Here is a 16832-nt window from a genome sequence, read left to right as displayed (position 1 = left end):
GATGGCACAGCCGTCTTCCCTGGGACTGCAAGGCAAGGTGGTGCTGGTCACCGGCGCCGGCCGCGGCATAGGCGCGGCCATTGCCACCGCCTTTGCGCGCGAGGGCGCCCTCGTGGCGGTCAACCACCTGTCCAACGATGCTGCCGCCGCGCAGACCGTGGCGGCCTGCCAGGCTGCGGGCAAGCAGGCCGGAGGCGATGCCTGGGCCATCAAGGCCGATGTGGGCTCGCAGCCCGCCGTCCAGGCCATGACCGAGGCCATTGCGCGTGAGGCGGGCGCCATCGACATCGTGGTCAACAACGCCTTCAAACCCTACGCCTTCGACCCCGAGCGCCGCCGCCGCTTCGACGACCTGCAATGGAGCGACTACCAGGCCCAGTACGACGGTGCCGTGGGCGCGGCCTTCAACGTCTGCCGCGCCGTGCTGCCGCAGATGCGCCAGCGCGCGCGGGGCAGCATCGTCAACATCGCCAGCAACCTGGTGGAGCACCCCGTCGTGCCCTACCACGACTACACCACGGCCAAGGCCTCGCTGGTGGCCTTCAGCCGCAACCTGGCCAGCGAGCTGGGGCCCGTGGGCATACGTGTCAACTGCGTCGCGCCGGGCCTGGTCTATCCCACGCAGGGCACGCAGGACACGCGCGAGTCCTTCCGAGAATCGCTGATGGCCGCCACGCCGCTGCGCCGCCTGGCAAGCCCCGAAGACGTGGCGGGGCCGGTGCTGTTCCTGGCCTCGGAACTGAGCGGCTTCATGACGGGACAGGTACTGTTCGTCGATGGCGGCCTGGTGATGCGCTGAGCCTGTTCTAGAACTGCTCCCACTCCTCCGCCATCTCGGCCGCCGTGGCGCGGCGGGGTGCTGTGGTCCTGGCAGGCAGCGCCATAGGTGCACTGGAGGCCGCCGCCGCTGCCGCACGCAGGGGCTTGGTACGGGGCACGGCTGGGGCCAGCGCGGGAGACGGCCTGGCGGTCTGTGCGCGCGCCGACACGGCCGCTGCCACCGGCGCGGACACGGCCTGTGCCCGGGCCTCGCTTTCATCCAGGCGGAACACGCTGACCAGTTGCACCAGCTGCGCCGCCTGCTTGTTCAGGCTGTCGGCAGCGGCGGCAGACTCTTCCACCAGGGAGGCGTTTTGCTGCGTCACCTGGTCGAGCTGCTGCACGGCGTCGCTGACCTGGGTCACGCCCTGGGACTGCTCCTGCGTGGCGGCACCGATGTCGGAGATCAGTTCGGCCACGCGGTGCGTCTGGGTGACGATGTCGTTCATGGTGCTGCCGGCCTCGGCCACCTGGCGGGAGCCGGCGGCGACCTTGCCCACGCTCTCGCTGATCAGGCCCTTGATCTCCTTGGCCGCGTTGGCGCAGCGCTGGGCCAGCGAGCGCACCTCCGAGGCGACCACTGCAAAGCCCTTGCCCTGTTCCCCGGCACGCGCGGCCTCCACGGCGGCGTTGAGCGCGAGGATGTTGGTCTGGAACGCAATGGCGTCGATCACGCCGATGATTTCCTCGATCTTGCGCGAGCTGTGCGTGATGTCCTCCATGGTGCTGACCACGCCATGCACCACCTCGCCGCCGTGCACGGCCGTGGCGCTGGCCGACTGGGCCAGGCCCGAGGCACTGCGCACCGTGTCCACATTCTGCTGGATGGTGGCGGTCATCTGCTCCATGGAGGCGGCCGTTTCCTCCAGGTTGGCGGCCTGCTCCTCCGTGCGCGCGCTCAGGTCGGCGTTGCCCGAGGCGATCTGGCTGGCGCCCGTGGCAATCGATTCGCTGCTGTGGCGCACTTGGCTGACGATGTCTGCCAGGCTGGCGCGCATGGAGTTCAGCGCAGCCAGCAGGCTGGTGGTGTCACCGGGCCGCAGCGCCACGGCCACCGCCAGGTTGCCCCTGGCGACTTCCTGCGTGATCTGCGCCGCGTAGGCGGGCTCCCCGCCCAGCAGGCCCGTGATGCGCCGCGTGATGGCCCAGCCCACCAGCGCGCCTATGGCCAGTGCGGCCAGCGCCAGGGACAGCATCAGCCGCCCGGCAGCCAGGGATTTGTCCTCGGAGGCCTGCGCCGTTTCCGTGGCGCGCACCTGCTGGTGGGCCAGGATGTCATTGATGGAGTTGAAGAACGCGTCCTGGCGTTTGCGGAACTCCCCGCTTTCGCCAAGCATGGCCGAGACGGCCTGCAGGTCGTGGCGCGTGGCCGCCTCCATGAATTGGTCGAGCAGCGGCAGATAGGCAATGCGCGCGTTCTTCATGTTGTCGTACAGGGCAACGCCCTGCGGTGTGCTCAGGCCTTCGCGGAATTTCTCCATCAGCTGTCCGATCTTCTGGCGCTGTGCATCCAGTGCGGCCTTGGCCAGCTTCTTTTCCCCGGCGTCCTCCATCAACGCCATGCTGCGCACGCCGCGAAAGATGAACTCCACCGAGCCCTTGATCTCCACCAGCCGGAGCAGGCTGGTGATCCGCTTGTCGGCCAGGTAGGCCACATCATCGGAGGCCTGTACCAGCTGGGCGCGGCCATACAGCGCAATCGACAGCGCGATGGCAATCAGAATCGAAAAACCCAGACCCAACATGGAGCCCGTCTTCATGTTTTTCAGGTATTTCATGCGTATTCCTTTCAGTATTCAATATGGCTGCGTGCCACGCAATCGGGCCGCATTGCATAAAAATCCGGATCACGCCAATCGATGATGGCGCACCCAGACAGACGGCGGTATTCCATAATGTCCGGAGAAATCTCTGGAAAATGATGAGAGCGAGGAATAACCAAGCTGCGAGGAAATCTGTCCTATGCTCTGGTCGGTGGTCAGCAGCGATTCGGCCGCAAGATGGATACGGCTTTGCCTTATATATTCACCGATACTGCACGACCGGCTGTTGCGAAAGGAAACCTCCAAAGTGCGCCGGCTGACGCGGCAATGGTCGGCAATGGTCTGGATCGGTAGTTTCTTGTCCAGGTTTTCTTGTATGTATTGGAGGGCGCGCTTGACATAGGCGGGTTCCAGATCGTGCAGCCGTGCCTCGTCCATGGCCGTGAATCTGGATTTCTCCAGATAGGGGCTGATGGCCATGCTCTTGAGCCGCATGATGTTCAGCGCCTTCAGCGTGGACAGCGCGCCTGCAAAATCGCCCTGCGTTTCCTGTATGTGGTACTCGTAGACCAGGGCATTGCGGCACAGGCCTTCGAGCTGGTAGGTCTGGGCCGTGGACTTTGCCAGCATCACCGCCTGCAGGGCCTGGGCATATTGGCGCTTGCTGCAGTGCACCAGTGCGCTGCTCAGCCAGGCCCAGCCGGCAATCGGCGGGTTCTTGATCTGGTGGCGGACGCCGATGCGTTCAATGGCACGGATCACGCCAGCGGCTTCGCGGCGGCCCGCATCCAGCCCTTTGACCGAGAGCTGCAGCAAATCGCTGTAGGGCCAGGCCAGGCCCGTTGGCAGCTGGCGGCCGACCCGCTCCAGCAGCGCCTGCAGGTCGGCGCTGTCGGGTGCCGCGGCACCGAGCTGGACCAGGCCTGAATCCGGGGGCGGCCCGCACCACAGATTCTGGTGATTTTTGTAGAGATAGATCTTCCACAGAATCTGCGCTCTGGCCCAATTGATCAGGGCGGACAGCCAGGGCGTGATGCCCGGCGCCATCAATGCGAAATCATGGTCCTTGCCTTCGATCAATTGCAAGGCGGTATCGAGCTCGCCCAGCCGGCTGTGCGCCAGCGCCCTCACATAGGTGGCGCAGGCCATGGATTCCGGCTGCAGCAGCGCGGGATTGGCCATTGCCGCAGTGGCCAGTGCAATCGCATTGCGCTCTTCACCCAGCTGGCAATGGATGAAGGCGGCTGCAATGCGGCATGAAACCACGCGGTCGGGCATGCGGTGCAGCTCGAAAATGGCCTGTGCTTCCTGCACATATCTGAGCACCAGCAAGGGATATATGGAAGGCTCTGGCCATTTGCAGGCCTGTAGCAATTCCTCGGCTCGACTGATTTTGTTATATCCAGTATCGGCTTGCTGGTGATGGGCGGATATTATTCTCCATAATCTGGATGCGCTCTCATCTTGGTGGCCGTGGATGTGGTGCGTCAAAAGATTGAATGAGTAAGAATTCTTATATGAAAAAATCAATGGCCAGGCGGGTGAGATGCATTTTCCCGATGAATGCATCGGCAAGGTGCTTCACAACACCCTCCTGGGGAAACACTGATTGACTGGAAGAATCTTACAGGCCAGATAAACAATTGTTTACATTTGGATTTTATTTTTCTTGCCGGATCACGCAGGCACTTGTCTTTTTGCGAAACTTTCTCTCTTGCAAATCGCCTAATTCGCTGATTGGACAGACTTTTTCTGATTGGAAAAATCCATTCAAATAGGCGAATATTCCCTGGATTTCATGGGGTTGTTACAACAGCCAGACTCCAGCCGGGCCGTCCTGTCGGCATGGCAGGCGCTGGCCGCGCCTGCCCCCGGCAATCAGAACGCGTGCGATATGCCCAGCACCACCGAGCTGGGCCGGCTGCCTGCCTGGACCACCGGCCCCGCATTGCTGGCGGTGTTGATGGTGAAGGCGGCACCCGCCTCGTTGTGGATGCGGCCCACGCCCGCATAGAGCTTGGTGCGCTTGGACAGCGAGTGGTCGTAGCGCACGCTCAGCGCACGCGCATCGCTCTGGGCGCGAGCCTGTCCATGGTAGGCACCATAGGACAGCAGCCACTGCCCCGCCATGCCCATGGGCACGGTCACGCTGGCCTCGTAGAAACGGCCCTGGCCGCTGGTGGCGGCAGGCAGGTCGTCGCGCCGCGTGGACAGCAGCAGCGCGGCGCGCGCCACGCCGAAGTCATAGGCCGCGCCCAGCAGCGCATAGCGGTCGGTATTCACGGCCGTGGTGCGCCGCTGCATCCACGATGCACCCAGTGCCCAGGGCCCGGCCGCATAGTCCACGGAGCCGCCGTACAGGCTGGCCACGCTGGAGCCCGCCGCCTCGCCGAACGAATACATGCCGCGCACCGTGAAGCCGCCCATGTTCGGCGACTGGTAGCGCAGCGAATTGCTGGCGCGCAGCACCGTGCCGTCGCGGAAATAGTTGGCCGCGTTGCCCCAGATCAGGCCGGTGAGCGCATAGCTGGCCAGCGAGGTGTGCAGCGTGGTGTAGTGGCGCCCGGCCGTGAGCTGGCCCCAGCTGCCGCCCAGGCACAGGCACAGGCAGACAGCCAGGGCACGCGTACCGAAACCACCACTTACGACGCCTTCAACCGGCCCGTCAAGGCCACCGACGCCTGGGGCAACAGCCTCACGCACAGCTACGACCCCCAGGGCAACCGCATCGGCACCACGGCCGCCACGGCATCCGCCCCGGGCGGCAGCGTCACCACCATCGAGTACGACGCCCTGAACCGCCGCACCAGCCAGAGCGGGGCAGGCGGCACCACCCGCATCAGCTACGACAAATCCAGCCGTGTCACCCAGTTGCTGCACCCCGATGGCAGCAGCACCAGCACCCGCTACGACAAGGCCGGTCGCGTGGCTGGCGAAACCAGCAGCACCCAGGCCACGGCAGGCGCAGGCAACACCATCCTGGACACCGCCTACACCTACGACGTCAACGGCAACCGCGTCGGCAGCAGCAGAACGGAATCCCTGTCTGCCGCCAATCGCAGCGCGGCCCTAAGCGCCCATCTGCCCGGAGGCAGCAACAGCGCCAGCCACAACCGCACCCGCGTGGAAAGCTGGACCTACGACGCCCAGGACCGCCTGACCAGCCACACCACGCCCGAGCGCCGCACCACCTGGCAACTGGATGCGGGAGGCCGGCGCATTCAGCAGAACGTGGTCGCCACCGTCGGTGCCACGGGTCCGCCTGTCGGCAGCACCAACGGCCTGGAAACCGGTGCCTCCGCACCTGAAGGCACGCTGGACTACCGCTACAACGGCCGTGACCAGCTCGTGCAGGTCAGCGGCGCGGCCAGCACCAGCTACACCTACGACGCCAACGGCAACCGCCTCACGCAGGCGCAGACCAAGGGTGCCGTCACCTCCACCACCAGCTACCACTGGAACGCCCAGGACCAGCTCATCCGCGTGGACCAGGACCAAGGCAGCGGTGCGCAGACCCTGGCCCAGTACCGCTACAACGCAGGCAACCTGCGCGCAGAAAAATTCCTCAGCAACGCGGGCCTGAACAAGGCCACGCAAGGCAGTGCGGCCACCTACAGCCCGCTTGCCTATGAGCGCATCCAGTGGGACGGCCTGCATGCCCGCCGCAGCTTCGAGATTCGCGGGACAGACAACACCCAGACCCTGCACAGCGACACCGACGCAGCCGTGCTGGCTGGCAACACCGCCCCCTGGCTGTTCAACCGCACGCAATACGCCAACGGCCTGGGCAGCACCAGCAGCACCACGCAACTGCATGCGGACAGCAACGGCAACCTGGTGGCCACCGTTGCCAGCGAAGGCGGCACGGCCAAGGCCGAAAGCCTGCTGCTGTACGGCGCCTACGGCAGCGTGGACAGCAAAGCCAGCGGCAACGCGGGCGTAGGCCTCAAGAGCAACGGCCACAGCTTCGGAAGCTACTACGCAGACCCGGAAACGGGCCTGCTGTACGCCAGGGCACGCTACTACGACCCGGCCAGCGGCCAGTTCATCAGCCGTGACCCGGTGGAGGGAGAGGCGAGGCTTCCGATCACCTGGGGTGCGTACCAGTACGGCAGGTACAACCCGTATCGGTATACCGACCCCAATGGAGAGTGCGACCGCTGGCGTGACTGCGGGACCAAGATTGCTGGTTATGCCATAGGGTTCGCTGTGCTGACCTTCAACAGATGGGGCAGCAGCGTAGCGCTATATGGGGTGACGGCGGGCATCATACGTTCGGTCAGCTTCCATCAGACGACGCAATCATTCAGTCTGAAATTATGCGTAAGCAATGGTCAAGAATCTATGGGGGAAATTAGAGTGAAGAAAGATAATTTGACTAGTGAATTTGATAAGGCTTCTCAACTGTTCTTTGAAGGTTTTCTGAGAATTTATCCAAAAGAGACTTGGCCTTCTTGGTTTAGAACTTCTACTAACTATGGAGGTTGCAAAAAAAGTGAAGGAGTTTGGGAATTTTGTTTTACAGGAATTCCTTCGTCAGTACTAGGCGCGGGAGACTCTTGGGAAGAGAGGAATGGTGGATATATTCTCGTCAAAACCGATCCTGATACTGGTGCGAAGCGTTATATTATATCTAATGCGTCAAATGAGGTTTTTGTTATTTTTAAGGCTGTTGTTGACATAAATTCTGAAAATTTCTCAGTTGTTTTCAGTACCGATATTTATGAAATTGATGGTCGAGATTTGCTACCTTTGAGGAAGTAGAGGGGTAAATCGAGTGCTGGCAAAAGCCACAGAATCTGGACACTGGTGCTGCAACTACGCTGAACTATCGCGACAGCGGCCCTGACCAGCTAGTCAGCGTAGATAAGGATCACGGCAATACCGCTACAACGCAGGCAACCTGCGTGCAGAAAAATTCCTCAGCAACGCGGGCCTGAACAAAGCCACGCAAGGCCGCACGGCCACCTACAGCCCGCTGGCGTATGAGCGCATCCAGTGGGATGGACTGCACGCCCGCCGCAGCTTCGAGATTCGCGGGACAGACAACACCCAGACCCTGCACAGCGACACCGACGCAGCCGTGCTGGCTGGCAACACCGCCCCCTGGCTGTTCAACCGCACGCAATACGCCAACGGCCTGGGCAGCACCAGCAGCACCACGCAACTGCATGCGGACAGCAACGGCAACCTGGTGGCCACCGTTGCCAGCGAAGGCGGCACGGCCAAGGCCGAAAGCCTGCTGCTGTACGGCGCCTACGGCAGCGTGGACAGCAAAGCCAGCGGCAACGCGGGCGTAGGCCTCAAGAGCAACGGCCACAGCTTCGGAAGCTACTACGCAGACCCGGAAACGGGCCTGCTGTACGCCAGGGCACGCTACTACGACCCGGCCAGCGGCCAGTTCATCAGCCGTGACCCGGTGGAGGGTGAGGCGAGGCTGCCGATTACCTGGGGTGCTTACCAGTACGGCAGGTACAACCCGTATCGGTATGTGGATCCGAATGGGGAGCAGTCGACCTCCACCCTGATCGACAACGCTGCAGAAGGATGTGGCCGCTTCACCTGCGCCCTCTACGCCCTGGGCAAAGGCCTATACGTGGCCTCCACGCTGGGCTTTGCCAGCGTGCACGACCCCATGCGAGATGCCTACGACGAAGGCAAGATCAGCCAAGGCCAGTATTGGGGTGCAGGCGTGGGCGGCGGCCTGGCCGTGGCGGGACTGAACGTGGCTACTGGAGCTGCTGGAGGTGCCTTGGTGGGCGCAGCCAGCAGCACCGCAGGACGAGTAGCAGTGGCTGCTGTTGTAGGAGCCAGCAGCGGCGCGGCAGGCGATGCTGCCACACAGGCGGCGCACATGGGTGGTGGCATCCAGAGCGGCTATGACCTGCAGCAAACGGCAACTTCGGCGGCCGTGGGTGGTGCGTTGGGGGCCGGATCGGTACCTCTGGCAAATGCCATCAAAAGCAGCCTGGATCGGAGGACGGTAGCAAGAGCACTGGCAAAGGAACTCCAAACCACGGAGCCTGTGCTGGCGGCGAAGACGCCGACCATAGAAGCGGCAAAAGTCCGGCCAGAGGTGAGCGACACAACGCCGACACTGGTAGCCGAAGGGCCAAGGCTTCGGGCGGCTGGGGAATGGAAGTCGGTGAGCAAGACTGCTCAGGCTGTGAGGAATGATGCTCGGACACACAGCTCAGCAAGCGAAGTGCCCTCAAACACAGAGGTTCCAACAGTCAGCCTTTTTGGCTTTCGAGGTGCAGGCTCTACTAGAGATTTGATGGCTGTAGATGCGCCTCATCCTTATGTTGTAACCGGGCATGTTGGTTATTCATTTGATGGAGGAAAAACCATTTATGGATTTGGGCCAAAAATGCCTGATGGCATCTCTGCTTTTGAAGCGGTGCAGTTGCTAAGAAATGGTGCAAGTTATCCCGGAGTTATCACGGATGACACGGCTATTTTCCGATCAATTGCTAACAGCAGCGCTGCTAGCCGAGGTGGTGTTCCTCGGGCGGTAATAGAACATAGGATTCCTATGTCTCATGAGCAATTTGATATGATAAAATCAGCGCATAATGCAATCGGAATAAATAGTCCGATGAATAATGCTATGTATGGTTTCCCCGGGAAAAATTCATGCACATTCAATTGTGCGACATTTCCAATGAGTATTGGTATACCTATACCAGAGGCGACGGGTAATATGAGAAACTACATGCCATTATTGGAGAAATTGGGTATGCCATGGAAGCCGGAATGAGAAATCAAGATTTTTTGGTAAGTAAGGTAAAAAAGCATGATGTCATAGTGGCTCGTGTTATCAGTTCCCCAGAGCCTCAAGTATTGAAGGCGATAGTGGTGGAGATATTATCGACGCAGAAAGGAATTGATTTATCTGCTTTGGGAAGGGAAATTGATTTTGTCTGCTCTCCTGGGACGTGGGGGGATGCCCAATTGTCTATTGGGGATGAGGCTATTATATTCATCTCTCTGATTTCAAATAGGCTATATGAGGATGCTTGGCGTGGCCACATGTTAATTGAGGATATTGAAGGGGAAAAATATGCTATATATCCACATCGAGAACTCTGGCTTAACGAGGAGATTCCCTCTTTAATTAGAGAAAACTCAAAACAGGATCCAAAGCGACCTTTTGCAACAGCCATACATTTCGTTGCTATGGAAAAATATTTGAAGGAATTAATTGAAATTCATGGCTAGGATGCACTGATATTCAGTGAACGAGATGCGGCGATACCGCAGTCACTGCCTCTGCCCCGGGTGGCAGCAGCACCACCATCCAGTACGACGCCCTCAATCGCCGCACCAGCCAGAGCGGGGCAGGCGAAACCAGCAGCACCGAGATCAGCGGCGCAGCCAGCGCCAGCTACACCTACGACGCCAACGGCAACCGCCTCACGCAGGCGCAGACAAAGGGTGCCGTCACCTCCACCACCAGCTACCATTGGAACGCCCAGGACCAGCTCATCCGCGTGGACCAGGACCACGGCAGCGGTGCGCAGACCCTGGCCCAGTACCGCTACAACGCAGGCAACCTGCGCGCAGAAAATTCCTCAGCAACGCGGGCCTGAACAAGGCCACGCAAGGCAGCGCGGCCACCTACAGCCCGCTGGCCTATGAACGTATCCAGTGGGACGGCCTGCATGCCCGCCGCAGCTTCGAGATTCGCGGGACAGACAACACCCAGACCCTGCACAGCGACACCGACGCAGCCGTGCTGGCCGGCAACACCGCCCCCTGGCTGTTCAACCCACGCAATACGCCAACGGCCTTCAAGTGGCGTGTGCCAGGAGGGCTTCTCAGCTGCCAATTACCTGCTTTCAGGGATATGCGCTGCGCAGACCATCGTCTAGAGTAAGAAATTGTCAGCAGAGCAGTCATTTGTGGCCTGCCTGAAGGCAGCGGCGGGGAGCGTTCCCCGCCTGTTCGGATCTTCGGATCTTTTCTTCCAGGCCAGACCCATGCTGCAACTTTTCCAATTCCTTGCCCGTGGCACGGGGCTCGCACAGGCGTTGGGCGCCTTGGCCGTGGCCTGTGCCTTACCGGCCGCCCAGGCCCAGAGCATCACGGTGGCACCGCTGGCAGCCGTGGCGCCGGCGGCGATTCCTGTGGACCACCCTGGCGCTCTTGCGCTGCTGGCGTTGGCCTTGGGGGCCTACCTTGTGCGGGGTGTACAAAAAGGGCGGATCTCCCTGGTCGGCCTGCGTGCCTGGGCCATGGGCGGTGCTGTTGTCGTGACCGCAGCCACGGCGGTCTGGGGCGAGCGGGTGCAGGCCCAGATTCAGGAATTGCAGGAAGCCTTCAACCAGGCCGCAGGCGAGACGCTCACCGTTCCCGTGCAGGCGACAGCGCTGGGTGCCGATGGCGCACCGCAGGGATTCCTGCCCGTGGTCTATCGCAACCAGACGTCGGTGCGGCTGAAAGTCACCGGCATCACGGACCCTGTGTGGAACACCTGCTTTCCGCTGGGCGTGCCGGGCGCGATTCCATCGACGGCCCCGCGTCCCGGCAGCGCCTGCGCAGTCGGCGCCGCGCTGGAGGCGGGCGATTCATGCTGGGTGGACGTGGCGCAACTGTGCGCCGCGGCGGCGGAAACCGTGCGCGGCAGCCATGCCAGCGTGCTTGCGCCCGACAGCGTGCAGGTGGACACGGCCGGGCAGCGCACGGGCAATGTGCTGTCCAACGATTCCGATGCCGATGGGGCGCTCGTGGTCGCCAGCTTCACCTATGAAGGCCAGACCGTGGCGGCCGGCAGCTCCCGGAACGTGGCGGGGCGCGGGACCTTCGCGCTGCAGGCAGACGGCAGCTTCACTTTCCAGGCGGATGCGAACTACAGCGGCGGCCATCCGCTGGCCATCGGCTACACCGTGCAGACCGGCGCGTCCAGCACGCTGAGTGTTTTCGTGAACCGGGTGCCCGTGGCCGGCAACGATACGGCCACCACCGATGCCGATACATCCGTCACCATCGCCGTGCGCGGGAACGACAGCGATGCGGATGGGGACAGCCTGACCGTTTACGGCATCACCCAGGGCACCCACGGTTCCGTGGTCGTGGATGCCGTCACGGGCAATCCGGTCTACACGCCGAACGCCAACTTCACCGGCAGCGACAGCTTCACCTACACCATTGGCGACGGCAGGGGCGGTTCTGCCACGGCCAGTGTGTCGGTGACGGTTGCTGCTGCGCCCTCCGGCAATCAACCGCCAGTGTCTGTCTCCGATGCGATAGTGGTGGCCGAGGGCGCTGTGGCCACGGTCCTTGCCAGCGGTGCAACCAGCGTGCTGGCCAACGACACGGACCCTGACGGCAATCCGCTCGTCGCGGTGCTGGTGACGGGTCCGGCGAACGGGTCCCTGACGCTGAACGGCAATGGCACCTTCACCTATATCCACAACGGCAGCGAGACGACTTCCGATAGCTTCACCTACCGTGCCAGCGACGGGCAGGCCATGGGAAACATCGCCACCGTTTCCATCACGGTCACTCCCGTGAACGATGCACCGGTTGCCGTGGCAGATCAATTGATGGTTGCCACGGACATCCCGCTGAGCATCAGCTTTGCCACGCTGCTGGCCAATGACACGGATGCCGACGGCGACAGCCTGACCATCACCTTGGCTCATTCGCCGGTCAATGGCAGCCTTGCATTGCAGGCGGGCGGGGTGCTGTTCACGCCCGCTGCAGGCTACGAAGGACCGGCCAGCTTTCTCTACGACGTCAGCGATGGACGCGGCGGCACCAGTATTGGCACGGTCAATCTGTCGGTTGGGGCGGCCAGCGCTCCTTCGGTCGTTGTCCTGAAGTCCCTGCTGGCCATCGCACACGGGACAGGCGGGACCAGCGTCAGGTTTCCGATAACCACGAAGCTGGTGGATACGGATGGCTCGGAAACCCTGTCGATCAGGATCAGTGGACTGCCCACCAATCTGTCCTTCAATGCGGGTACGAACCTGGGTGGTGGTGTCTGGCAATTCACCGAGGCCGACCTGCCCAATCTCATCCTGAATCTGCCTGGCAGCTACACCACGAACGCCACGCATCTCACGGTCCAGGTCACGGCGACGGAGGTCAGCGGCGGCTTCACGGCATCGACATCCACCGTGGTCACGCTCAAGGCCTCATATACGACCGTGGATATCACCACGACCGAGAGCGGCAACCATACGGGCAACTCGGCCAACGAATACATCACCGGTGGCAACGGCGCCAACACCATCAACGCCGGCAGCGGAAACAACATCGTTTTCGGGGGCGCTGGCGACGACAACCTGTCGGCGGGCTCGGGCTCCGATGTGCTGATCGGCGGCAGCGGCAACGACACCCTCAACGCGGGATCGGGCACGGACCGGCTGATCGGAGGCTCCGGCGACGACCTGTTGATAGGCGGCGATGCGGGCGAGAGCTTTGTGGATGTCTTTGTCTGGTCGCTGGGAGATCAGGGGGCGGCGGGAACGCCGGCCTTGGACCGAATCCAGAACTTCTCCACGGCGGCAGCGGGAACCAACGGCGCAGGCGGTGATGTACTGGACCTGCGCGACCTGCTGCAGGGTGAATCCGCAGGCCCCAGCAATGCCGCAGGCAACCTGGCCAACTACCTGCACTTCGAGATCACGGGAGGCGATACATGGGTCCATGTCAGCCACACGGGCGGCTTCGGTGCAGACTCCCATGCGGTGGGTGCAGGCTACTCGGCATCGGCCGAGACACAGCAGATCATCCTGGAAGGCGTGAATCTGCAGGCGCTGTACTCCGGCGCCACCACGGACGAGCAGATCATCACGCAGCTGCTGAACAACAGCAAATTGATCGTGGATTGACCGGCGCTGTTCCTGTGGCGATCGGGCACCGGGCATCGGGTCCGTTTCTCGTGCCTACATGAAATTGCGCGTATGCAGCGAAGCCAGCCGCTCCGCATGCCCACGCTCAAACCCCAGCCGCAGCAGCTTGGAAAACCGGCCGTCGGCCATGTCGCGCATGAGCTGCTGCACGCGGGCGGCGCCGCGGGCCAGGGCTTCGGGGGTGAGGGCGCCGGCGGCGATGAGGATCAGGGCGTCGAAGACTTCCTCGTTCAGGCCCGAGGTGCCGGCCAGGTTGTCGAAGCGCTGCTCCACGGCCTGGGCCAGCTGGTGCTGGAAGCCGGGCTCGTGCTGCAGGCGGTACAGCAGGTGGGACATGCCCAGGGCCACATGGCGCGCCTCGTCGCGCGCGGCCAGGCGGCAGATCTGGCGTGTGAGGGGGTCGGGCGCCTCGGTCTGCAGGAACTGCAGCAGGTGCACGAAGGTGCCTTCGCCCAGCACCGACAGCAAAAAGCCCGCCACGGAAAAATCCGTCTCGTCCAGCAGGCTCTTGAGCGAGGCCTGGCCGCCCGCCGTGGACAGGGCGGGCTCGCGGCCGTGGCGGCGGATGCGGCGCGTGAAGACATCGATGTGCCGCGCCTCGTCGGCCACCTGGATGGCCAGCGCCGCCTGCAGCTCGCGGTAGTGCGGGTGCAGCTGGCCCAGAAAGCGCGCAGGCACCAGCAGGGCCGCGTTCTCGTTCTCCACCATGTAGGTCATGAGCTGGACGATGGCGTCTTCCACGGGTGCGGGGAGCTCGGGTGCATCGCACCAGTCGATGTCGGTATCGGCATTCCACTGCGCGGCCACGGCCTGGGCGTAGAGGTCGGCGGCGCTGTCGGTCCAGACCTGCAGCTTGTCGCTGAGCCGGAAATGGAAGGCCGGCGCCCCGGCTTCCACCTGCGCGCCACGCGCGGCCAGGCCCCAGAAAGGCTGGGCCTGCGCGGCCACGGCATCGCCGCCCGCGCGTGCATCGCTGCGGCCCGTCTGCGCCGCGCCACGCCAGCGCCCGGACTGCGCGCTGCCGCGCGCCACGATGGCCATGGCCTGTGCTGCACCCGCGCCGTCCTCCCAGCGCAGGCCGTGGCCTTGGTCGCTGCACCAGCCCGACAGCTGGGCCTGCCAGCCCGGCGCGCTGCCGGTCACGCGCAGCTGCCCGCCCACGGGCAGGGCGGCCAGCGCGTGCTTGACCAGAAGATGGGCACCGGCATCGAAGCCCAGGCCCTGCAGGTCGATGACAGGCAGGGTGGAGGCGGGCAGGGTGCCGCTGTCGGAATCAGGCATGGCCATGGCGCGTGTCAGTAACGGTAGTCCTGCACGGTGATGCGGCCTTCGGCGTCGTAGAAGGCCTCGTCCGTCACCGCGCGCTCCAGCAGGCTGTAGCCCGTGCCGCGGCCTGGGTGCCAGACCTTCAGGCCTTCCAGCTCCAGCAGCGGGCGCACGGCCGCGTCGTCCCAGGACATGGCCAGCAGGATGTCGCGGAAGGCGGCGGCGCGTTCCGCATCGATGTGCGGGCCGGCCGTCATGTTGCAGTGGTCGAACGCGCCCGAGGTGGCCAGCACGCGCGTGCCGCCTGCCGGCAGCGTGCCTTCGCGCGCAAAGGCCAGGTAGTTCTTACCCACCATCCATGAAGCCTGTATCTCGCCGGCCACCATGGCGGCGGCGGCCAGGCGCTCGCCGCCAATGTGGTCGCCGTGCTTGCCGCCCAGCACGTCAAAGCGGCGTGCCGTGTAGTCGCGCCCGGCCACCAGCCCTTCCTGGCGCAGATGGTCCAGCGGGATCAGCGTGGCCTGGGGCGAGTCCACCGCACCGAAGCCCACGGTCTTGCCGCGCAGGTCCTGCACGTTCTGGATGGGGCTGTCGGCGGGCACGACCAGCAGCGAATGCAGGTCCAGATCGGTATCGCGCATGGCGATGGATTCCACGCGCAGGCCGCGCGCGCGGGCCATGCGGTCGGCGCGCACAAAGGCCAGCGGCGAGTTCCAGGCCAGGTGCACATCGCCTGCGATCAGCGCCTCGGTCAGCGACTCGTAGTTGGAATAGAGCACGTAGTCGAAGTAGTAGCCGCGCTCGATGAAATACGCCTTGAAGCCTTCCCAGATGGTGATCACCTTGGGGGCGTAGGCCACGGCGCCGAGCTTGATCACAGGGGCGGTTGTCGTCATTCGGAAGTCCTTTGCTGGATGGGGAAGGGGATTGAGGCTATCGACAGGATCTGCGGCGCAGGTTCAGGCAGCGGCTTCGCACATGGCCTTGCCGAGCATGTCGTAGATCACGTCGGTGGTGGGCGCCATGACCGAGGCGGCACGCGCATCGCGGAACAGGCGCTCTATGCCCAGCTCCTTGCGGAAGGCGGCGCCGCCGCACACGCGCATGGCAATGTCGGTCACCTCCAGCGCGGCTTCGGCGGCGGCGGCCTTGGTCTGCAGCAGGCGCGTGCGCGTGTCGGGGCGGGCGGCCTGCACGGCGGCCACGGTGTCTTCGCGCAGCAGGCGCGCCTGCTCCAGGCGCAGCTGGGCGCGGGCCAGGTAGGCGCGGATGGTGGGCAGGTCGGCCAGCGAGCTGCCGCTTTCCGCAAAGCGCGTGCCCGCCACATGGGCCACGGCGCGGCGCAGTGCGCCCTGCATCAGGCCGATGGAGGTGGTGGCGATCAGCGTGGGGAAAAACGGCATCAGGTGGCGGCCCTTCACGGCCTCGCCCTCGCCATCGGCGCCCAGCATGCGGGCGCGCGGCACGCCCACATCGCGCGCCTCGATGGGCGAGGAGGCATTGCCGCGCAGCCCCATGCCGTTGAAGCGCCCGGGAATGGACAGCCCCGGCAGGCGGCTGTCCACCAGCCATAGCGTATTGCCCTCGCCCTGCGTGGCGCGCGAGATCCAGACATAGGAATCGGCCTCGCCGGCCGAGGTGATCATGCTCTTGAGCGCATTCAGGTGGATGACATCTTCAGCGGCGGTGGCCGTGCCCGTGGGCGCCCAGATATGGCTGCGCGATCCCGCCTCGGACACGGCCAGCGTGGTGATGTGGCGGCCGGCGGCAATGTCGCGGCGCACCGCGTCATCGGCAAAGGGCTCGATCAGTGCCACGCCGCAGTAGTGCATGGTCAGCACCATGGCCGTGCAGGGGCAGTCCTGGGCAATGCGCTCGATCACCTGTACCGCCTCGGCCAGGCCCTTGCCCCGCCCACCCACCTCGCTGGCGCTGATCAGGCCCAGCAGGCCGGCTGCGGCCAGCGCATCCAGCGCTGCGCGCGGGTAGCGCGCCTGCTCGTCAATCTGCGCGGCCTGGGGCGCGATGATCTCGCGCATGAGGGGTTCGAGTTGCTGCAAAACTTCCATCTGGGTTCACCGTAGGCATGCCCATGGCCGCCTGCCAAGAGGCACTTGCTGGA

Annotated in this window: 11 protein-coding genes; 5 read left to right on the top strand and 6 right to left on the bottom strand. The window is 63.7% G+C overall.

Annotated elements, in window-relative coordinates; translation table 11 throughout:
• Nucleotide 1 precedes the first annotated feature (1 nt).
• Nucleotides 2–799 carry an SDR family oxidoreductase gene (locus tag DA1_RS11170; protein ID WP_034395522.1) on the top strand — a complete coding sequence of 266 codons (798 nt, stop codon included), beginning with the start codon at nucleotides 2–4 and terminating at the stop codon, nucleotides 797–799.
• Nucleotides 800–806: 7 nt separating this feature from the next.
• On the opposite strand, the gene DA1_RS11165 is transcribed toward DA1_RS11170, so the two are convergent.
• From DA1_RS11165 to DA1_RS11155, 3 genes are all read right to left on the bottom strand, one after another.
• Nucleotides 807–2597, bottom strand: coding sequence for a methyl-accepting chemotaxis protein (locus DA1_RS11165; RefSeq protein ID WP_034395526.1), 1791 nt, complete (start codon nucleotides 2595–2597; stop codon nucleotides 807–809).
• A gap of 69 nt (nucleotides 2598–2666) precedes the next feature.
• Complete coding sequence (locus DA1_RS11160; RefSeq protein WP_230590902.1) at nucleotides 2667–4151, bottom strand: helix-turn-helix domain-containing protein; 1485 nt, start codon at nucleotides 4149–4151, stop codon at nucleotides 2667–2669.
• Between the two features lie 309 nt (nucleotides 4152–4460).
• On the bottom strand, nucleotides 4461–5285 hold the full coding sequence (locus DA1_RS11155; protein ID WP_232625581.1) for a porin: 825 nt from the start codon (nucleotides 5283–5285) through the stop codon (nucleotides 4461–4463).
• A gap of 168 nt (nucleotides 5286–5453) precedes the next feature.
• Here DA1_RS11155 and DA1_RS11150 point away from each other — a divergent pair, with 168 nt between their 5' ends.
• The 4 genes from DA1_RS11150 (at nucleotide 5454) to DA1_RS11145 (ending at nucleotide 13423) form a co-directional block, all read left to right on the top strand.
• Nucleotides 5454–7346, top strand: coding sequence for an RHS repeat-associated core domain-containing protein (locus tag DA1_RS11150; protein WP_062794119.1), 1893 nt, complete (start codon nucleotides 5454–5456; stop codon nucleotides 7344–7346).
• 319 nt (nucleotides 7347–7665) lie between these two features.
• Entirely contained in the window at nucleotides 7666–9342 is a 1677-nt protein-coding gene (locus tag DA1_RS29610; RefSeq protein ID WP_081232005.1) for an RHS repeat-associated core domain-containing protein, read from the top strand.
• Nucleotides 9327–9803, top strand: coding sequence for a hypothetical protein (locus DA1_RS30380; RefSeq protein ID WP_155737651.1), 477 nt, complete (start codon nucleotides 9327–9329; stop codon nucleotides 9801–9803). The genes DA1_RS29610 and DA1_RS30380 overlap by 16 nt, the downstream gene beginning before the upstream one ends.
• 761 nt (nucleotides 9804–10564) lie before the next feature.
• Complete coding sequence (locus DA1_RS11145) at nucleotides 10565–13423, top strand: midcut-by-XrtH protein (protein ID WP_034395532.1); 2859 nt, start codon at nucleotides 10565–10567, stop codon at nucleotides 13421–13423.
• 54 nt (nucleotides 13424–13477) lie between these two features.
• Here the strand turns inward: DA1_RS11145 and DA1_RS11140 are convergent, their stop codons facing one another.
• The 3 genes from DA1_RS11140 to DA1_RS11130 all read right to left on the bottom strand — a co-directional run bounded on the left by DA1_RS11140 (nucleotide 13478) and on the right by DA1_RS11130 (nucleotide 16779).
• On the bottom strand, nucleotides 13478–14731 hold the full coding sequence (locus DA1_RS11140; protein WP_034395535.1) for a ferritin-like domain-containing protein: 1254 nt from the start codon (nucleotides 14729–14731) through the stop codon (nucleotides 13478–13480).
• Between the two features lie 8 nt (nucleotides 14732–14739).
• Complete coding sequence (locus DA1_RS11135) at nucleotides 14740–15606, bottom strand: phosphate/phosphite/phosphonate ABC transporter substrate-binding protein (RefSeq protein WP_034395538.1); 867 nt, start codon at nucleotides 15604–15606, stop codon at nucleotides 14740–14742.
• Between the two features lie 63 nt (nucleotides 15607–15669).
• On the bottom strand, nucleotides 15670–16779 hold the full coding sequence (locus DA1_RS11130; protein ID WP_080736935.1) for an acyl-CoA dehydrogenase family protein: 1110 nt from the start codon (nucleotides 16777–16779) through the stop codon (nucleotides 15670–15672).
• Between the last annotated feature and the right edge of the window lie 53 nt (nucleotides 16780–16832).

The organism is Delftia acidovorans NBRC 14950, assembly GCF_001598795.1.
Taxonomy (GTDB): Bacteria; Pseudomonadota; Gammaproteobacteria; order Burkholderiales; family Burkholderiaceae_C; genus Comamonas; species Comamonas acidovorans.
This window is presented reverse-complemented; position numbering and strand designations above follow the sequence as displayed.